Annotated in this window: 15 protein-coding genes; 7 read left to right on the forward strand and 8 right to left on the reverse strand. The window is 46.7% G+C overall.

The features are described from left to right. Positions 1-12: 12 nt before the first annotated feature. From UF05_RS17735 to UF05_RS17745, 3 genes are all read left to right on the forward strand, one after another. On the forward strand, positions 13-765 hold the full coding sequence (locus UF05_RS17735) for an electron transfer flavoprotein subunit beta/FixA family protein (RefSeq protein ID WP_017447395.1): 753 nt from the start codon (positions 13-15) through the stop codon (positions 763-765). After that, on the forward strand, positions 762-1,688 hold the full coding sequence (locus UF05_RS17740; RefSeq protein WP_045545453.1) for an electron transfer flavoprotein subunit alpha/FixB family protein: 927 nt from the start codon (positions 762-764) through the stop codon (positions 1,686-1,688). The genes UF05_RS17735 and UF05_RS17740 overlap by 4 nt, the downstream gene beginning before the upstream one ends. Before the next feature lie 83 nt (positions 1,689-1,771). Continuing rightward, positions 1,772-3,805, forward strand: a complete 2,034-nt coding sequence (locus UF05_RS17745) for an acetoacetate--CoA ligase (RefSeq protein ID WP_045545454.1) — start codon at positions 1,772-1,774, stop codon at positions 3,803-3,805. A 52-nt stretch (positions 3,806-3,857) separates the two neighbouring features. Here the strand turns inward: UF05_RS17745 and UF05_RS17750 are convergent, their stop codons facing one another. From UF05_RS17750 to UF05_RS17770, 5 genes are all read right to left on the reverse strand, one after another. Beyond that, positions 3,858-4,904: a GMP reductase gene (locus UF05_RS17750; protein ID WP_005463577.1), complete on the reverse strand. Its 1,047-nt coding sequence runs from the start codon at positions 4,902-4,904 to the stop codon at positions 3,858-3,860. A 433-nt stretch (positions 4,905-5,337) separates the two neighbouring features. Beyond that, entirely contained in the window at positions 5,338-6,879 is a 1,542-nt protein-coding gene (locus UF05_RS17755; RefSeq protein WP_045545455.1) for a bifunctional ADP-dependent NAD(P)H-hydrate dehydratase/NAD(P)H-hydrate epimerase, read from the reverse strand. An 89-nt stretch (positions 6,880-6,968) separates the two neighbouring features. Continuing rightward, a complete protein-coding gene (locus UF05_RS17760) occupies positions 6,969-7,406 on the reverse strand; it encodes a PAS domain-containing protein (RefSeq protein ID WP_005463573.1) in 438 nt (145 codons plus the stop codon). After that, positions 7,406-8,410: a response regulator gene (locus UF05_RS17765; RefSeq protein ID WP_005463571.1), complete on the reverse strand. Its 1,005-nt coding sequence runs from the start codon at positions 8,408-8,410 to the stop codon at positions 7,406-7,408. The genes UF05_RS17760 and UF05_RS17765 overlap by 1 nt, the downstream gene beginning before the upstream one ends. A gap of 358 nt (positions 8,411-8,768) precedes the next feature. Further along, on the reverse strand, positions 8,769-9,677 hold the full coding sequence (locus tag UF05_RS17770; protein WP_045545456.1) for an aldo/keto reductase: 909 nt from the start codon (positions 9,675-9,677) through the stop codon (positions 8,769-8,771). A 95-nt stretch (positions 9,678-9,772) separates the two neighbouring features. Between UF05_RS17770 and UF05_RS17775 the strand changes: the two genes are divergently transcribed. Beyond that, a complete protein-coding gene (locus UF05_RS17775) occupies positions 9,773-10,180 on the forward strand; it encodes a transcriptional regulator (RefSeq protein ID WP_045545457.1) in 408 nt (135 codons plus the stop codon). Here UF05_RS17775 and UF05_RS17780 read toward each other — a convergent pair. Beyond that, positions 10,167-10,745 (reverse strand): hypothetical protein, encoded by a 579-nt coding sequence (locus tag UF05_RS17780; protein ID WP_025559688.1) that lies wholly within the window; start codon positions 10,743-10,745, stop codon positions 10,167-10,169. The genes UF05_RS17775 and UF05_RS17780 overlap by 14 nt on opposite strands. A 502-nt stretch (positions 10,746-11,247) precedes the next feature. Here UF05_RS17780 and clcA point away from each other — a divergent pair. After that, on the forward strand, positions 11,248-12,651 hold the full coding sequence (gene clcA, locus UF05_RS17785; RefSeq protein ID WP_005463563.1) for a H(+)/Cl(-) exchange transporter ClcA: 1,404 nt from the start codon (positions 11,248-11,250) through the stop codon (positions 12,649-12,651). Between the two features lie 443 nt (positions 12,652-13,094). After that, positions 13,095-14,042, forward strand: a complete 948-nt coding sequence (locus UF05_RS17790) for a TDT family transporter (protein WP_005477193.1) — start codon at positions 13,095-13,097, stop codon at positions 14,040-14,042. Between the two features lie 47 nt (positions 14,043-14,089). Here UF05_RS17790 and UF05_RS17795 read toward each other — a convergent pair whose 3' ends face one another. Both UF05_RS17795 and folE read right to left on the reverse strand, forming a co-directional pair. Next, entirely contained in the window at positions 14,090-15,328 is a 1,239-nt protein-coding gene (locus UF05_RS17795) for an NRAMP family divalent metal transporter (protein WP_005463559.1), read from the reverse strand. Between the two features lie 267 nt (positions 15,329-15,595). Then, the gene (folE, locus tag UF05_RS17800; RefSeq protein WP_005477356.1) at positions 15,596-16,249 is read right to left on the reverse strand and encodes a GTP cyclohydrolase I FolE; all 654 of its coding nucleotides are present in this window, start codon (positions 16,247-16,249) and stop codon (positions 15,596-15,598) included. A gap of 288 nt (positions 16,250-16,537) precedes the next feature. Here folE and moeA point away from each other — a divergent pair, with 288 nt between their 5' ends. Next, the gene (gene moeA, locus UF05_RS17805; RefSeq protein WP_020838039.1) at positions 16,538-17,773 is read left to right on the forward strand and encodes a molybdopterin molybdotransferase MoeA; all 1,236 of its coding nucleotides are present in this window, start codon (positions 16,538-16,540) and stop codon (positions 17,771-17,773) included. The last annotated feature ends 3 nt before the right edge of the window (positions 17,774-17,776 follow it).

Here is a 17,776-nt window from a genome sequence, read left to right on the forward strand (position 1 = left end):
AAGGAATCTAACGTGAAAATACTAGTGCCAATTAAAAGGGTCATTGATCCTTACATTAAGGTCCGTGTTAAACCGGACAACAGCGATGTTGAAACCAATAACGTCAAGATGACTATCAACCCGTTTTGCGAAATCGCCGTTGAAGAAGCGGTTCGACTAAAAGAGCAAGGGATTGCAGAAGAAGTCATCGTTGTGAGTGCTGGCGGCACACAATGTCAGGAACAATTGCGCACGGCCCTAGCACTTGGAGCAGATCGCGCGATTCATATCGACACGGCGGACAAGATTGAGCCGCTCGTGGTGTCCAAGTTGCTCAAAGCGATTGTTGAACAAGAGCAAGCCCAACTGGTGATCACCGGCAAACAATCGATCGATACGGACAACAACCAAGTCGCGCAGATGCTGGCCGCTTTGCTTGACTGGCCTCAGGCTACTTTTGCATCAGATGTAAAAATTGAAGACCAAAAAGTGCAGGTGGTGCGAGAAGTCGATGGTGGATTGATGACGGTAGCAATGAACTTGCCAGCGGTGATCAGCACTGATTTGCGTTTAAACGAGCCTCGCTTCGCTTCCCTACCTAATATCATGAAGGCCAAACGTAAGCCCCTCGACACGATCACACCAGAGAGCTTGGGCGTTGAAGTTGTGTTTAGCCAAACCATCACGGAAGTTACCCCACCAGCGCAAAGAAAAGCCGGTATCAAAGTGGAGTCTGTTTCAGAACTTCTCGATAAGCTACGTAACGAAGCGAAGGTGATTTCATGAAGAATCTAATTATTGCAGAACATGACAACAACCAACTGCACGCCGATACGTTGAAAGTCGTGAATGCCGCAAGTCAAGCGGGCCAAGATAACACATTGCTCGTGGTTGGTTATCAGTGTGAAGACGTTGCCCAACAAGCAAGCCAAGTTGATGGCATTGCTAAAGTGATTTGCATTGACGACGAATCGCTGGTGCACCAATTCGCGGAAAATATCGCGCCAGTTGTTGTTGGACTTGCCGAAGACTTTGACGGTATCTGGGCCAATTCCTCATCCAAAGGGAAAGATCTTGCGCCACGTATCGCCGCCAAATGTGGAGTTGGACAGATCTCTGACATCGTTCAAGTGGTGGATGACAAAACGTTTATACGCCCAATTTATGCGGGCAACGCTTTCGCTACAGTGACTTCAAATGACAGTTTACGTGTGGTCACCGTGCGCGCATCTGCTTTTGATCCTGTTGCTTGCAACAGCCAAGTCGATATTGAGCATCAGCAAACCTCGGCTCAATCCCCTGTCGTGGAGCTAGTTTCAATCGACAAAACTGTATCTGAACGGCCTGAACTGACGGCTGCTGAAATCGTAATTTCTGGCGGTCGTGGCGTGGGTAGCAAAGAGAACTTCGAGCTTATCGAAAAAGTCGCCGACAAACTCGGCGCAGCGATTGGGGCGTCTCGCGCTGCTGTGGATGCAGGTTTTGTCGCTAACGACTTACAAGTCGGTCAAACCGGTAAAATCGTCGCGCCTAAGCTTTACATTGCCGTCGGGATCTCTGGAGCAATCCAACACCTTGCCGGCATGAAAGAGTCGAAAGTGATTGTCGCTATCAACAAAGATCCAGACTCCCCAATCTTCGAAGTGGCGGATTATGGGTTAGTCGGCGATCTGTTTGAGATATTGCCTCAGCTCGCTGAACAACTATAAATAAACCGACTAAGGGCGAGCATGATGATGCTCGCCCTTTTTGATCAATGTAAGTTAACAATGGATTGAATATAGAGGGAACTATGCCAAGCCAAACTCCTATTTGGTCGCCATCTGCTGAGCGAGTCAGAGACAGTAACCTGCTTCGATTTATCGAGAGCACTAATGCACGAAACAGCGCAAGTAATGAGATTAGCGATTATGCGTCATTACACCGCTGGTCTATTGAACACAATGACGCATTTTGGCAGCACACTTGGCAATTTTGTAAAGTCGTTGGCAAGTTAGGTTCACAAGTCAAAAGTTTAGGCGAGCCAAAATGGAGCGATTCAAACTCACCAAATATCAACAGAGATACGGTTTGGTTCTGCGATACAACCCTTAACTACGCTCAGAATTTACTTGTACACGCAGAGCAATCGCCAGAGCGACAATTGATTGTTTTCAGCAATGAAAGTGGCGAGCAAAAACAGCTCTCTGGCCAACAATTGATTGAGCAAGTGTCCATCGTCCAACAATGGTTGATTGCAAATGATGTCGGCAAAGGAGATGTCGTGGCGGCCTACTTGCCCTACCTTCCTGAGACAGTAATCGCGATGCTCGCGACCACCAGCCTCGGTGCTATTTGGACATCGACCTCTCCAGACTTTGGCGTCGACAGCGTGTTGGAGCGATTCGGCCAAGTGACACCCAGAGTATTGTTTTGTTGTAATGGCTACCAATTTGGCGGCAAGATCTTCGATATGACGCAAAAAAACCGAGCGATTAGTAGCAAGCTCGGAAACATCATCAACGTTTGCCAAATTGACTATTTAACGCCAAGCAGCGAATTAACACCAAGAGACGAACGATCCGACTCCGACTTCATCACATGGAAGGAGTTGTCTGAACACATTACTCCACAAGCTATTCACTACCAACCAGCGCTGTTTAATGACCCGTTATTCATTTTATATTCGTCAGGAACCACAGGGCAGCCTAAGTGCATTGTCCATTCCGTAGGGGGAACCTTACTCAATCATTTGAAAGAACATCAGCTGCACTGCGATATTAAACCTCTCGACAAGGTTTTCTACTACACCACTTGTGGTTGGATGATGTGGAACTGGCATGTTTCTGCACTCGCGAGCGGTGCCACGTTGGTGATTTACGACGGTAGCCCCGTGTCCCCCGACCATTCTGTGCTTTGGCGCTTGGCGGAAGAACAGTCGGTGTCACTGTTTGGTACCTCTGCAAAGTATCTCGAAGCGCTTGAGCAAGCCAATTATTCGCCTCGGTCAGAGCATAATTTGGATTCGCTGAAGACCTTATGCTCCACAGGTTCCGTGCTCTATCCAGAGCAGTTCAGTTACGTTTATCAACATATCAAACAGGATTTACACTTAGCTTCCATCGCAGGCGGAACCGACATTTGTGGCTGCTTTGTTCTTGGTAACCCGATCTCTCCCGTCTACAAAGGGGAATGCCAAGGCGCGGGGCTCGGCAACAAGGTAAAAGTGCTTGATGACGCAGGGAGCGAAGTAGTTTCACAACGCGGAGAACTGACATGTAACAACTCGCTGCCAAACTTTCCTATCGGCTTTTGGCATGACAATGGCGAACGTTATCACGATGCTTACTGGAGCAAATTTGAGGATACTTGGCACCACGGTGATGACGTCATGCAAACCGCAAACGGCGGCTTTATCTTCTACGGCCGAAGCGACGCAACGCTCAATCCCGGCGGAGTACGTATTGGTACAGCAGAAATCTATCAACAAGTGAATTCGCTATCGGGTATCGAAGATTCGATTGCCGTCGGTAAGCTGAGCCAGCAATCTGAAGAGATCTGGTTATTCGTCAAATTAAGCCAAAGTGTTGAGTTAACGCCACAACTGACTGACTTGATCCGCCAAACGTTGAAAACGAAGTGCTCACCGCGACATGTCCCGCGCAAGATCTTCGCACTCAGTGATATTCCACGAACGCGTTCCGGTAAAACGGTTGAACTGGCAGTAAAGCAGGTCGTGAATGGTCAGACAGTTAAAAATATCGGCGCAATTGCGAATCCAGAGGTTTTGGAAGAGATAGCGGCAATTGCCGTTGAAACACAGCCAGTACTGACCAATGCGCTATAAAAAAGAGCCGCTATTGCGGCTCTTACGATTTCAATTTATTCGAAGTTTTAAATTACTTCTCTTTACCGAATACGTTGTTCTCTTGCTCTTGTACGCGGATGAAAGTCGTACGCTTCGTTAGTTCTTTAAGCTTCGCTGCGCCTACGTAGGTACAGGTTGAACGCACACCACCAAGGATATCTGAGATCGTACCATGAACACTGCCACGGAATGGCAGTAGTACAGTTTTACCTTCAGCGGCACGGTACTTAGCCACACCACCAGAGTGCTTGTCCATCGCCGACTGAGAAGACATGCCGTAGAACTTCATGAAAGTCTCACCATCTTTCTCGATGATTTCGCCGCCTGACTCTTCGTGACCCGCTAACATACCGCCCAACATCACGAAGTCTGCACCGCCGCCAAACGCTTTTGATACGTCACCAGCGCATGAACAACCGCCGTCACCGATGATCATACCACCAAGGCCGTGCGCCGCATCACCACACTCAATGATTGCAGAAAGCTGAGGATAACCCACACCCGTTTTGACACGAGTAGTACATACTGAACCTGGACCAATACCCACTTTTACGATGTCTGCGCCAGCAAGAATAAGCTCTTCACACATATCACCAGTAACCACGTTACCCGCAGAAATCACTTTGTCTGGAAACTCTGCACGTACACGCTCTACGTACTCAACTAAATGCTCTGAGTAGCCGTTCGCGATATCAACACAGATAAAGATGAGCTCGTCAGAAAGCGCCATGATATCTTTTGTTTTTTGGAAATCTGCGTCAGAAGTTCCCGTAGACACCATCACGTTTTTTAGCGTTGCGTTGTCAGCAGATTTTACGAAGTCTGCCCAGTCGTTCACTGTGTAGTGTTTGTGAACGGCTGTCATTACACCATGCTCAGCCAGTGCTTTAGCCATTTCAAAGCTACCAACTGAATCCATGTTCGCTGCGATTACAGGCACACCAGACCATTGACGACCACTATGCTTGAATGTAAAATCGCGGGTTAAATTTACTTGAGAACGGCTTTTCAGGGTAGAACGTTTCGGGCGAAACAGTACATCTTTAAAACCTAACTTAAGTTCTTGTTCGATACGCATTGTGTAATTCCTTGATTCATATGTATATGTGTCATCTCAGAGTGCGTAGTGAAACCGTTGGCAGACGGGTTCACTGTTCTTCGGACACAAAAAAACCGGAGCGTTGGCAGACGCTCCGGTTTTCAGCATTATAGGCTGTGATTTCTTTCCTACAAGTCTGATATTTGCATTTTTTTTGTGTTACCATCTTGAAAATCGCATATCAAAAATCCCTTTCAAGACACTCTTTTTTCTTCTTAATTAACAAATTCAACAACTTAAGAAAACCTAAAAGCTAATCCATTGCGCAAACCTTTGCGTCATTCACTTTTATCTTGGCCGATATACCTCTCAAAGATGATTAAAACTCAACCGTTTAATCTTCAATCTCGCGTATACATCTCAAAGATCATTAAAGAAATTTCACTTTTAAAGTCACATTTTCGCCCGAGATTCAGTTTTTCGCTCGCTGAATATGAGTCGCAGCGCGAAGAGTCTCCACGACATCTGTGGCTAATAATCCCACTTCTCCATGTTTTTCTGCATTGAGATCGGCTGCGTGGCTATGAATCATGACTCCTAATCGCGCTGCGATAGAGATCGGTAAACCTTTGGCAAGCAGTGCACCAATCACACCAGAAAGTACGTCACCCATTCCGCCCGTCGCCATGCCCGGATTACCTGCGAGGCACACATACATTCTGACACCATCAAAAACCAGCGTTCCTGCACCTTTTAACACCACTACGCCACCATAGCGTTCTTGCAGTTGGCGTGCTGCGGAATATCGATCACTTTCAATCTGTTTAGTGGTCACATTTAACAAACGAGCGGCTTCTCCCGGATGAGGAGTGATGACGCGTTGGTTGTCACACACCAATGTGCCATCACATCGTTGACTTAACATTGCCAGAATATTTAGACCATCCGCATCCACAACTTTCGGCTTTTGTTCTTGAGATAGGTATTGATAAGCTTGATACGCCCACTCATCGTCGCCAAAACCGGGGCCAAACACCAAAACATCCGCCCAGCGAATACGCTTAGTGAGCACGTTTTCCGTATCTCTGAGTAAATCCGTAGTTATGCTTTGACTCATCACTTCTGGGCAACTGACCTGCAGAGGGATGAAACTATCTGGGTGCGTAATACTTGCTGTTAACCCTGCTCCACTTCGAACCGCCGCAGACGCGCACAAACGGATTGCGCCAGACATACCTTGATTCCCGCCGACGCAAAGTAATTTACCGTTATCGCCTTTGTGAGCGGTCGCTTTTGGCTTTGGGAGCAAACGAGGGATGACTTTATGGTCAATACCCAGTGAGCTTTCTTCTTCTATGGAATCGAATTCCACGTTGACGCCCAAGCCACAAAAGTGCAGCTCGCCAATTCGGTCTCTCGCTTGAGCGGTACATAACCCTTGCTTAACGCCAATAAACGTAACTGTATGGTCAGCTTGAATTGCGTCACCTAAAACTGAGCCAGTGTTAGCGCACAAGCCGGACGGGATATCGACCGCAATAACAGGGCACTGAATTTGGTTGATCTGCTCTATGTAGCGACGATATTCAGTTCGGACTTCACCCTTTAGCCCCGTGCCTAACATAGCGTCGATGATCACTTCCGCTTCAAGTAATGCAGTATTCCAATCATCCCAACTGCTGTTTTTACCATCAACGGTTTGCCAGTCTTGATACGCACGCAAAGCATCGCCCTGAAGCTGCGTTACTTCACCGATTTGAAAAACTTGAACATTCAACTGAGCTTGTTTTGCAAGGGATGCAAACACGTAGCCATCGCCGCCGTTGTTGCCTTTGCCACAAACGACAAGAACGTTTTTCGCTCTTGGGTATAAATGAAGAAATCGTTCGTAAACAGCCATGCCAGCTCGCTGCATTAGGCTATACATAGAAACGCCTGCCATGTGGGCGGCAACCACTTCTCCGTTTTTGACTTGCTCGGCGGTGTAGAGTTTTAAGGCGAGATTAAAGTCCATATTTACGTTCTGCGCATTGGGGAAACACAATTATAAGTATACAAAAAAGCCAAGGTTCCCCTTGGCTTTTAACGAATAAATTTCAATCGCTATTTATGTTGCGACATCAAAGCTTCTGCTGTCGCGTCTTGGATAGACAAAAACAGTGAGTTGATTTTTCCAGTTGGTGTTCGCATTGGGTTAAGCGTTACGTTCTGGTACATAAACTCCGCCTGTTGTGTAACAGGGCGTACGTTGCGGCAGCGGAACAAATACGGACGTTGACGCCACGTAATAAAGCTTCTGCAACCCAAGTCGTACACGGGTTTCGTCTTCAACTTAAACCATTCCGGCGGGATTTCCGGGAAGATATCGAAGATCGAACGGCCAATTGCCTCATGCGATTGCAAACCGCTGTGGTGCGTCATAAAACCGTTCCAGACTTGAACATTGTAATCTCGATCAATCACCACCAAACCCATATCGACGTTCTGTACCATGTCGACCATCCAATGGAATTGTTCAAACTCTGCTGGCATATTCAACATTAGAACTCCTCCATTAAGTATGCGAGTTTGTTGTCAAGCAATGGCAGCGATTCATCAACAAACATAAACAGCAAATCACAGCGAATCGATGTGCCTTCGATGTTGTAGCTCACTTCAAACGTCATTGTGCGCTTGAATGCGCCCGTTGTGGACTCAATAATGGAATCAATCGAAATGTGCTGACCAAGCAATACCGGCGGACTTTGGAAGAAGCGCACTTCTGATTGCTCGCCTAAACCATTTAGGAACGAGCCAACCAAGATGTTAGAGATATCCATCAACAGCTCGAGTTCTTCAAGCTCTTCACTGTCGGCTGGCACTTTCATCAGCTTTTTCAGATCCGATACGCTAGAGTCACTCAAAATGACCAATGCTTCCCCGGCAATGCCTTCGCCACAAAAGCCCTGACAAACGCCTGAGACGTTATCGTGCGATGCCAAGTCACGCAGCGCCATGTGAAGCTCGCTCACTTCAAAGATATTCACGTTTGGTAAAGGCAGTTGAACAAATACGTCAAAATGGCGAGCTAACGCGTCGGCAGCTCGGCCGATAGAAACGTTCGCCACTTCCATGTAAATATCGCGTCGGCGGAGAATTGGTAGCTCAATAACACTTGGTGTGATGATAAGCGGTCGAGGCTCTGGCTCAATCAGCTCTTTGAGGGCGTTTTTTAGCTCATCCTTTGCGATGGGCTTTTGAATAAATGCTTTGGCACCTAACGCGAAAACGCGCTCTTTGGCTTTGGGTTGAATATCCCCCGACACAACCACAACTGGCGTTTTGTTTCCCAAACGCTGCATGTTTTCTAAGGTTTCAAAACCGTCCATTTCTGGCATGGTGAGGTCAAGAAACATCAGTTTAAATTCTTTTTGCGCTAATTCTTCAAGCGCATTTTTTCCATGGATAGCAAACGTAATATCCGGATTCAATGTTGCTGGCAGTGATCTAGCCATCTGCTTGCGTGCTAACGCTGAATCATCACAGATGAGTACAGGAAAAGACATTCAATCACCTTTTTATATTCAACAATCTGCGCTGGAGTCTACCAGATTGTTACCGCATATAGTACGAGAAAACTGACGAGGAATTTGTATTTTTTGTTTATGCAGTAAGCATACGCAAGATCAATAGATGAGTGAACCTAGCCAACAAGAAACAACGCATTTCACTGTCGATTTAGTGACATCGAACAAAGCCTACTGACCATTCTCAACCCTTGATACGCATAGGGTTGCGTTTATTTAAGCTCCAGAAAACCGAGAAAAAGTTCGTTACTTGCTAAAGTGAAGAAAGGAAAGAGGAAACATCAAAAAAGGCATCTAATAAGATGCCTTAAGCAAAATCACGATGCTAATACGCTTTCTATGGCACACCGTGACCTTTCGAAGCAACCCAAACTCGATACCATTGCTCGCGAGTCAATTCGATATTCAGTGCATTCACGGCCGTTTGCACACGCTCAATTTTCCCTGAACCAATGATTGGAATTGGCTTAGATGGCAAGCGACGTACCCAAGCGTAAATCACTTGGTCAATGCTGATCGCACCCACTTCTTCACGAATCGCTTCTAGCTCGTTACGAACGAGAATCGCTTGCTCGCTTTCCCCACTGAAGATTGAGCCGCCACCTAAACAAGACCAAGCCATTGGACGCGTGCGCAACATTTGCATTTGGTCTAGCGTTCCATCGTGCGCAACCTCAAAATTAAGCGGGTTGATTTCCACTTGGTTAGTCACAAGAGGTTTACCAAGGCGCGATTGCAGCAATTCGAACTGACGTGGCGTAAAATTGGACACACCAAAGTGCTTCACTTTACCGACTTTGTGCAGCTCCGTGAATGCTTCCGCAACTTCATCAGCATCCATCAATACATCTGGACGATGGATCAATAGCACATCGATTTCATCCACATTTAAGCGCTCAAGTGAGTTGTTCACTGATTGGTAAATGTGAGCCGAACTTGTGTCGTAGTGATTAATTTTGCGTTCAGGTGTTTTGTCACCACACAAATTAATGTCACATTTGGTCACGATCTGGATTTGGTCGCGTACGCTTTTATCCAAGGCTAACGCTTCACCAAACAACGCTTCACATTCGTAGTTACCGTAAATGTCTGCGTGATCGACCGTAGTGATCCCTAACTCAATATGTTGCTTAAGAAATGACAAACGCTCTTGAGCCGTCATTCCCCAATCTGCCGCACGCCAATATCCTTGAACTAGCTCTGAAAATTCAGGGCCATTTGGTGCAGTCACAACTTTTGCAACCATGGGTTTTCTCCTTCAATTGAACTGCATTCATCCTAGTCTTGTTTTCACGTCGTCTCAACGGGTAAACTTTCGCAATTCGAACTGGAGTACGAAATATGTCTTTTGCCCAACGTTTAGCCACTTTGATTGGCGAAGAAAGCATCAGCGGATTTGCGCGACGCGTTGATGTGTCGGAAGCGCTCATCCGAAAGTACCTAAAAGGCAGCGAACCTAGCCTAACCAAAGCCAATCAGATTGCGATGCGGGCAAACTGCTCTCTTGAATGGTTAGCGACGGGTTGCGGTTATCTCTACCGCCGAGCTGAAGTAGTGGATTTGGATGCCTATAAATTGGCTTTCCAACACGTGATGAATGAAGAGCTGACAGAAGATAAAGAAGAGCTTCATCGAAAGCTCATTGCAGGGTACCAATACCTGCGCGCACATAAAAAGGCAGACGGATTTTTAGATGAATCTGCCATGGCGACATTTCTTGCTTTGCATAAAGAAACTAAAGCCGAGTAAGTCGCAACTCGATCATTTCGCCATCACTGCGTAAAGTAATGACTACGTGCGGTGATGGCTCTGTAAACTCATCTGCTTTTACCCAAACCATCGACCTCTCAATCTCTGGCGGGTAGCGATTTATCAGCAACACCACTTCTTTGTCGACCTCTCCTGCAGATTTGTTTTTCAGCGACGCTGCGATATCGTATCGATCGTTGCCGATTGCTAAGCTTCGCATCACCAAACCATCTTTTCTTAGATTAAGAATGAGCTCACTCAGCGTTTGTCTCTGATACTCGGTTAAAAAGGAGAATTGCGCTTTCTTTTCTTCGAATACCACCTCGCCGTATAGCGTCTGCTGATAGTAGGAAAACTCATCTAAACAGAAAGAACGGCCGAGGTTTTCTGTCTCACCAATCTGCACATCACACGGATACCAGTTCCCATCATGTTGAATCTGTTCACTCAGTTTCTGGTACGGCGTAGAAGACAAGACTTCTTGCCACCAGCGTTGCGAAGCCCATGAAGAAAAGGATGCCGCGACACAGCAGGAAAATAGCAAAGTTCGAGAAGCAAATCGCATGGTATGTTTAAAGTTAAAACGTAAAACAACGACCTTAACGCTAGGCTTGGATTTATCAAAGAGAATAATTTAGAGGCGAGTACGAAAATGTTATCTAGCAGACATTAAGAAGGCGCACTCTTGCGTGCGCCTCTACCTCGTTACTCAATCGTGAGTTTGCGAATCGATGATGTCTATTGATGCATCCCGAACATAAAACGAGGACTTACTGTAGGGTTTGAATCCATCCAAATTGTGTGTAAAACCTCACATCCCTCCTTCTGAAGCAGTCATGTTGCTTTACACTTAAAGCATGGTTCATTTTGCTCAGAAAACAAGTTTTTTTATATCAAAAAACCGCCAAATATGAGAGCAATAGCACAATCCTAAATAATGGTTGTCGTCGAGATTCTTCGAACACTCAATAGTGGAAAGCTAAATTGCATCTTTACTGATTAGGTCTAGACTCTCCGAAGCGTATACTTTCGTTCTTCCTTTCCACAACCTTCAGGAGAATTTGTTAATGACCAAACGAGAGAGAATTGTGAAATCTGTGTTAGCGCACGTACCGAAAGATGCGATTAACCAGTTTGTCTCTCGAGGGTCCACACCATTTTCTGTCCTGATTATGGCCGCCATCGTCGGCACATTAGCTGGTTTCGTCGGTACTTACTTCGAACTTGCGGTTCATTTTGTTTCTGAAACCCGTACCGAATGGCTGAGAAGCGAAATCGGTAGCGTACTTCCTCTTTGGCTTGCTGCGGTGCTGATCAGCGCGTTGCTTGCTTTTATTGGCTACTTTCTTGTTCACCGCTTTGCCCCAGAGGCGGCGGGCTCAGGTATCCCTGAAATTGAAGGCGCGATGGACAACATTCGTCCTGTGCGTTGGTGGCGAGTCCTGCCAGTAAAATTCTTCGGCGGCATGGGCGCACTTGGCTCTGGTATGGTGCTTGGTCGTGAAGGCCCAACGGTGCAAATGGGCGGTGCAGTAGGTCGAATGGTGACCGATATTTTCCGCGTTAAAGATGACGATACTCGCCATTCCCTGCTCGCTTCTGGTGCTGCTGGCGGATTGGCTGCGGCCTTTAATGCACCGCTTGCGGGGATCATGTTCGTAGTTGAGGAAATGCGACCTCAGTTTCGCTACTCGCTCATCTCGATTCGTGCCGTGATCATTTCTGCCATTATGGCGAACATTGTGTTCCGCGCCATCAATGGTCAAGACGCCGTAATCACCATGCCGCAATATCAATCCCCAGCGCTTCAAACATTGTGGTTGTTCCTATTACTTGGCGCACTGTTTGGCGTGTTTGGCGTGATCTTCAACAAACTGATTACGGTGGCGCAAGACAGCTTTGTTGCTATTCATAAAAACGACCGTAAACGTTACCTGATCACGGGCTCAATTTTGGGCGGCGTATTTGGCCTGCTGTTGCTTTACGTACCTCAATTAACAGGCGGGGGTATTGCACTTATTCCCGATGTCACAACAGGTAACTACTCGATCTCTATTTTAGTGCTGCTGTTTATTGGTCGCGTGGTCACAACTTTGCTTTGCTTTGGCTCTGGCGCACCAGGCGGTATTTTCGCGCCAATGCTCGCGCTGGGCACACTGTTTGGATACGCATTTGGCGCAAGCGCAGATGTTCTGTTGCCAACGCTTGATATAGAACCTGGCGTCTTTGCGATTGCAGGAATGGGAGCGCTGTTCGCTGCGACAGTTCGCGCGCCTATCACTGGTATTTTGTTGGTGATCGAAATGACCAACAACTACTATCTGATTCTTCCGCTGATCATTACCTGTCTAGGGGCGGTGATTGTCGCACAGTTGCTTGGTGGACAACCTATTTACAGCCAGTTGCTGCATCGTACGCTTAAAAATGACAAGCTACGTCAACAAGATCTCCCTGAAAATCAGGCCTCCTAGGCAACTTAAAGCACTCCGGCTCCAAACCTACTTGTAAGTATCACGAATGTTTGGAGCCTGCATTTCTATAATTTTGCAACGGTTCGCAAATATTCGATACCAAACTCACAAAATTCTCATTCTCTGATATTTACCCATCATGTTTAGGCGTCATCGCCTGTTAAACTTGTTAGTATTCGCGCCATAAAATAGAGCAATTGTTCCACTCAAACCCGCCCATTACAGGCCCAAATGAGTCAACAATTGCGTAAAACATGCGTTGAAAATTTGCGTTTCGCAATGCAAGGCAGCAGCAGACTAAGATGAAGAGAATCAACGATCTGATTCCACGCCGTTCGCGATTTTCACACGCAAAGCAGCCAAAGATAATTTGGTTTTAAACATCACTTTTCGTTTCATTCGGGCAAAATCAATTCGGAGTAGATTTGAACTGGAAAAGACTTGTGCAGTTTTATAGTGTCCCACCTTCTCAAGCGGCGCTGGCACTGGGTATGATCGGGCTTGGCCAAGCGTGGGCGCTCTATGTTCCCGATATTGGTACGCCAATTCGTCCTTTTCTGGCTTCATTTGGCGCGTTATTGCTCGCTCCCGTTCTGATTAAGTACGCCACCAATCCTCGCCTATTTATGGCGGATATTAAGCACCCGTTAAGTGGTAGTTTAATGGCACCAATGAGCATGGCATTATTGATCCTGACCGATTATCTCGCGTCGGTTGCACCACTCATTGCCTATCCCCTTTGGTGTTTAGCTGTACTGCTTCATTTTACAATGATGGTGCTGTTTTTTGGCTTCCAGCTCATGAACTTCAAAATGTCGAACATCGTCCCGAGCTGGTTCCTCTACCCTGTTGGATTAATCAGTAGCTCATTGGCTGGTTCGCAATTCGGTCATAATCTATTTTCCGAAACCCTCGCGATCATGTGTATCGGCATTTACTTCTTTATGCTGCCACTGGTGTTGTATCGCTTGGTGTTTTTTGGCTCACTGCCAAGACGAGCAAGACCAACGCTCGCGATTATGGCCGCGCCCGTTAACTTGTCACTGGCAGCTTATTTAGTGAATTTTCCCCAACCCGACCCTATTCTGACGGGCGCGTTGGCGGGAATCGCGATCACAATGACGCTACTGATCTACTTATGTTATTTCCGCTTACTTCGATTGAAGTTCCAACCCTCGATTGCAGCGGTGACTTTTCCTTCAGTCATCAGCGCCATTGCGATGCACCGATTAACCTCTTTTTTCGCACAATCTCATCCTCAATGGCATTGGTTACACGATTTCGGCTTTTTAGAACTCAGTATCGCAACCGTATTGGTCGTTTGGGTATCGGCAGGTTATGTGAAAATGTACTGGCCAGAAATTGTAAGAACCCCGACCAAACAAGCATAAAAAACGGCCTCATTAAGAGGCCGTTTTTTATCACTATCAACAAAGTATTAACCCGTAAACTTCGCCATGAAGTTACCGACGTTAGTCAAACTCGATGCAGCCATCACGATAACAATCGCTGCTCCAGTTAGCGTTAAGTACATTGGGTGTTGGTAGTCACCGACGATATCTTTGCGTTTTGTCGCAACTAAGACGGTACCCAAAACGATAGGAAGGATAATGCTGTTCACTAAGCCCGCTAACATAAGCAGAAGAATTGGCATGTCCATGGTAACCGTGCCTAGCGAAGTTAGGATAATGAAGCCGACACACCACGCTTTTTCGTTTCGCGCTACAACGGGGAAAAGCGTCTTAATTAATGAGATAGCCATGTAAGAGTTACCCACCACAGACGTGATGGAAGCGACAAACAGTACTAAGCCAAAGATGAAGTAACCAAGCTGGCCAGCACCTTGACGGAAAGCGTCGGCTGCCGGGTTAGCTGAATCCAACGTTGCGCCTGTCGCAATAACGCCAAACACCGCTAAAAACAGTAGTACGCGAATAACCACCGCAATAGAGATACCAGCCCACGCCGTTGAAGTGATGGAAGGTACGTTCTCTTTACCTTTCAAGCCGATGTCCACTAGGCGTTGTGCACCCGTGTAGTAGCCGCCAACTGCGCCGCCAACGATAGTCAATGTAGGCAGAAGCAAGCTTCCAACATCCATAGGCATCACCGCTGCACTTAGTGTCTCTCCCATCGGAGGTAAGCTCGTCATTGCCACGTATGCGATCAGAACAATCATGAACAAGCCAAGGTAGCGAGCCATTTGGTCCATTCGTTTGGAGGCGTTATGAACCACAAACAGCAAACAGCCGACCACACCAGTAAACAGCGCACCCCAAGTCGTGTCCACGCCCGTTAACACATTAATGCCTAACGCCGCGCCACTTACGTTGCCAAAGTTAAACGCCACAGCTCCAAGCGCAAGGAGAATACCGACACCATAACCCATACCCGGCGCCACTTTGTTCGCAATGTCTTGGATTCGCATGCCAGAAACGCCCACAATGCGCCACAAGTTCATCACGATACCAAACGTGATAAAGATCGAAGCCAATACTGGAAACGCCATGTCGACTTTGTAGATGTTCGTGAAGACAGCAGTTTGAGTCAAAAAGCCTGGGCCAACAGAGGTCGTCGCCATCAAAAACGCGACACTTAGCATGGCTTTCTTTTGCCAACTGGTTTCTGTTACAGGAGCGGAAATGGAAGAGGTGCTGATAGTGCTTTGTGTAGTCATGCCAAGTCTCAAATTTGTTGTCTTTCTATTATTAGAAAAAAAGAAAGACAACTGACCGAGATCAGCTGAACTTAGAGAGATATCTCTTTTCAAAACAAACGATTACACGTTGTAGCCGTTCATTGGGCGCATATACTAAGAGCAACGAATGTGACTGTCAACACACTATTGCATAAATATTATTTATTGCGACTCACTTACCCATGATTCAGGTATAAAAAAGGATGGCACGTTGCCATCCTCTCTCAAATCTATACTTCGCTTTGACTAGCGTAAACCATGCAGAAACTCAGCGCGAGTGGCTGGGTTGCTCTTAAAAATACCACCTAAAGCTGTGGTTGTCGTTTCGCTGGTTGCATCCATAACACCACGTGATTTCACGCAGTAATGCGTCGCGTCGATAGTCACGGCCACATCGTCAGACTCAAGCAATGTTTGCAACGCAACTAGGATTTGCTGTGTCATACGCTCTTGAACTTGAGGACGTTGCGCGAAGAAACGGACAATACGGTTGATCTTAGACAAGCCAATGATTTTACCACGAGGGATATACGCAACGGCAGCTTTGCCGTCGATCGTGACAAGATGGTGTTCACACGTGCTGGTTACGGTGATGTCTTTCACGCGAACCATTTCACTTACGTTCATCTTGTTTTCAATAACCGTGATTTTTGGGAAGTTGGAGTAATCCAAACCAGAGAAAATCTCGTCCACGTACATTTTTGCAATGCGATGTGGCGTCTCTTCTAGGCTGTCATCCGTAAGGTCGAGTTGAAGCAGGGTTAGGATCTCACGCATGTGGTGCTCGATCTTTTCTTTCTTCTCTTCACGGCTCACGGCATTAGGACGCATTGGTGTTTCTAAACCGCGTTGCTCTAGCGCTTCTTTTACTAACTTCGCTGACTCGCTAAGACCTGACATTCCACTTCCTCTTTTGTAACTACCACTCTCGGTGTGAAATACAATTGCATTGTTTTCATCCCGTTAGCGTCTAAGTTGCTCAGTTAGATGTTCATATCGCCAAGGCACATAACAAGAATACACTGAGCCGTTTTCTTTAGTTCCGATAGGCGTTTACCCCTTTCGGATGGGTGACAAGGATACTCGGATTTTTGAATAATTACACCCATATTTTATAGGTGGACATTCTTACCAAGTCCGATTTTATGGTAGAGTTGCCACAAAACAAAAGAACATAGGATTATCTCAATGGGCTGCTGCGACGCACCTGGCTTGATGCCAATTGAAGAAGCGATGGACAAAATGTTATCGCGCATCAAACCTATCCAAACGACACTTTCTCTTCCTCTTGCTGATGCTCTGGGTTTTGTACTGGCCGAAGACGTTTTATCGCCAATTCACGTACCGCCTTTTGACAACTCAGCAATGGACGGTTACGCAATCCGTATTCAAGATTTAGAAGCGTCGACTGTATTGCCGATGGTGGGCAAATCCTTTGCGGGCCAACCTTTTGAAGGTGAATGGCCAACAGGCACTTGTGTTCGAATCATGACTGGCGCGAAAATTCCGGAAGGTTGCGATGCCGTCATCATGCAAGAAAACACGACCGTGACCGAAGCGGGTATCCAGTTCAACCAAACGGATGTGAAACCTCAAAATAACATCCGCCCAACTGGTGACGACATCAAGCAAGGCGATATCGTATTAGCAAAAGGCGCGCGCCTAACACCACGCGATATTCCAATGATTGCTTCTCTTGGCGTAAGCCATGTCACTGTTGTACGTAAACCGAAGGTGGCATTTTTCTCGACAGGTGATGAACTTAAACCATTAGGTGAGCCACTCGAAGCAGGTCAAATCTACGACAGCAACCGTTACGGCATTAAACCGCTTATCGAAAACTTTGGTTGTGAAGCGATTGATCTTGGCATTATCCCTGACTGCCCAGAAACATTAAAAGCGACGTTTGAAAAAGCACAAACGCTCGCGGATGTAGTTGTCACCTCTGGCGGCGTCAGTGTTGGCGAAGCAGACTACACCAAGGACATTCTAGAACAACTTGGAGAAATCGGTTTTTGGAAACTGGCAATCAAGCCGGGTAAACCTTTCGCATTTGGTAAGTTAAGTACAGCTTGGTTCTGCGGTCTACCAGGTAACCCTGTATCTGCTGTGCTAACCATGTACGTACTTGTTCAGCCAATGTTGGCGAAATTGGCTGGCCATACTGAATGGAAAGCACCTGAGTCTATCCCTGCTACGACAAAAACTGCATTTAAGAAAGCGCCGGGCCGCACGGATTACCAACGTGGCATCTACACGCTAGAAGATGGCAAATTTGTCGTTGAAACCACTGGCAACCAAAGTTCTGGTGCCTTCCGCTCAATGAGTTTGGCAAACTGCTTTGTGGTGTTGGAACGTGAGCGTGGCCGCGTGGAAGTTGGCGAAACGGTTCAAATCCAACTGTTTAACTCAACGTTATACTAGGAA

It is taken from the genome of Vibrio sp. S457-15, assembly GCF_000960545.1.
Taxonomy (GTDB): domain Bacteria; phylum Pseudomonadota; class Gammaproteobacteria; order Enterobacterales; family Vibrionaceae; genus Vibrio; species Vibrio parahaemolyticus.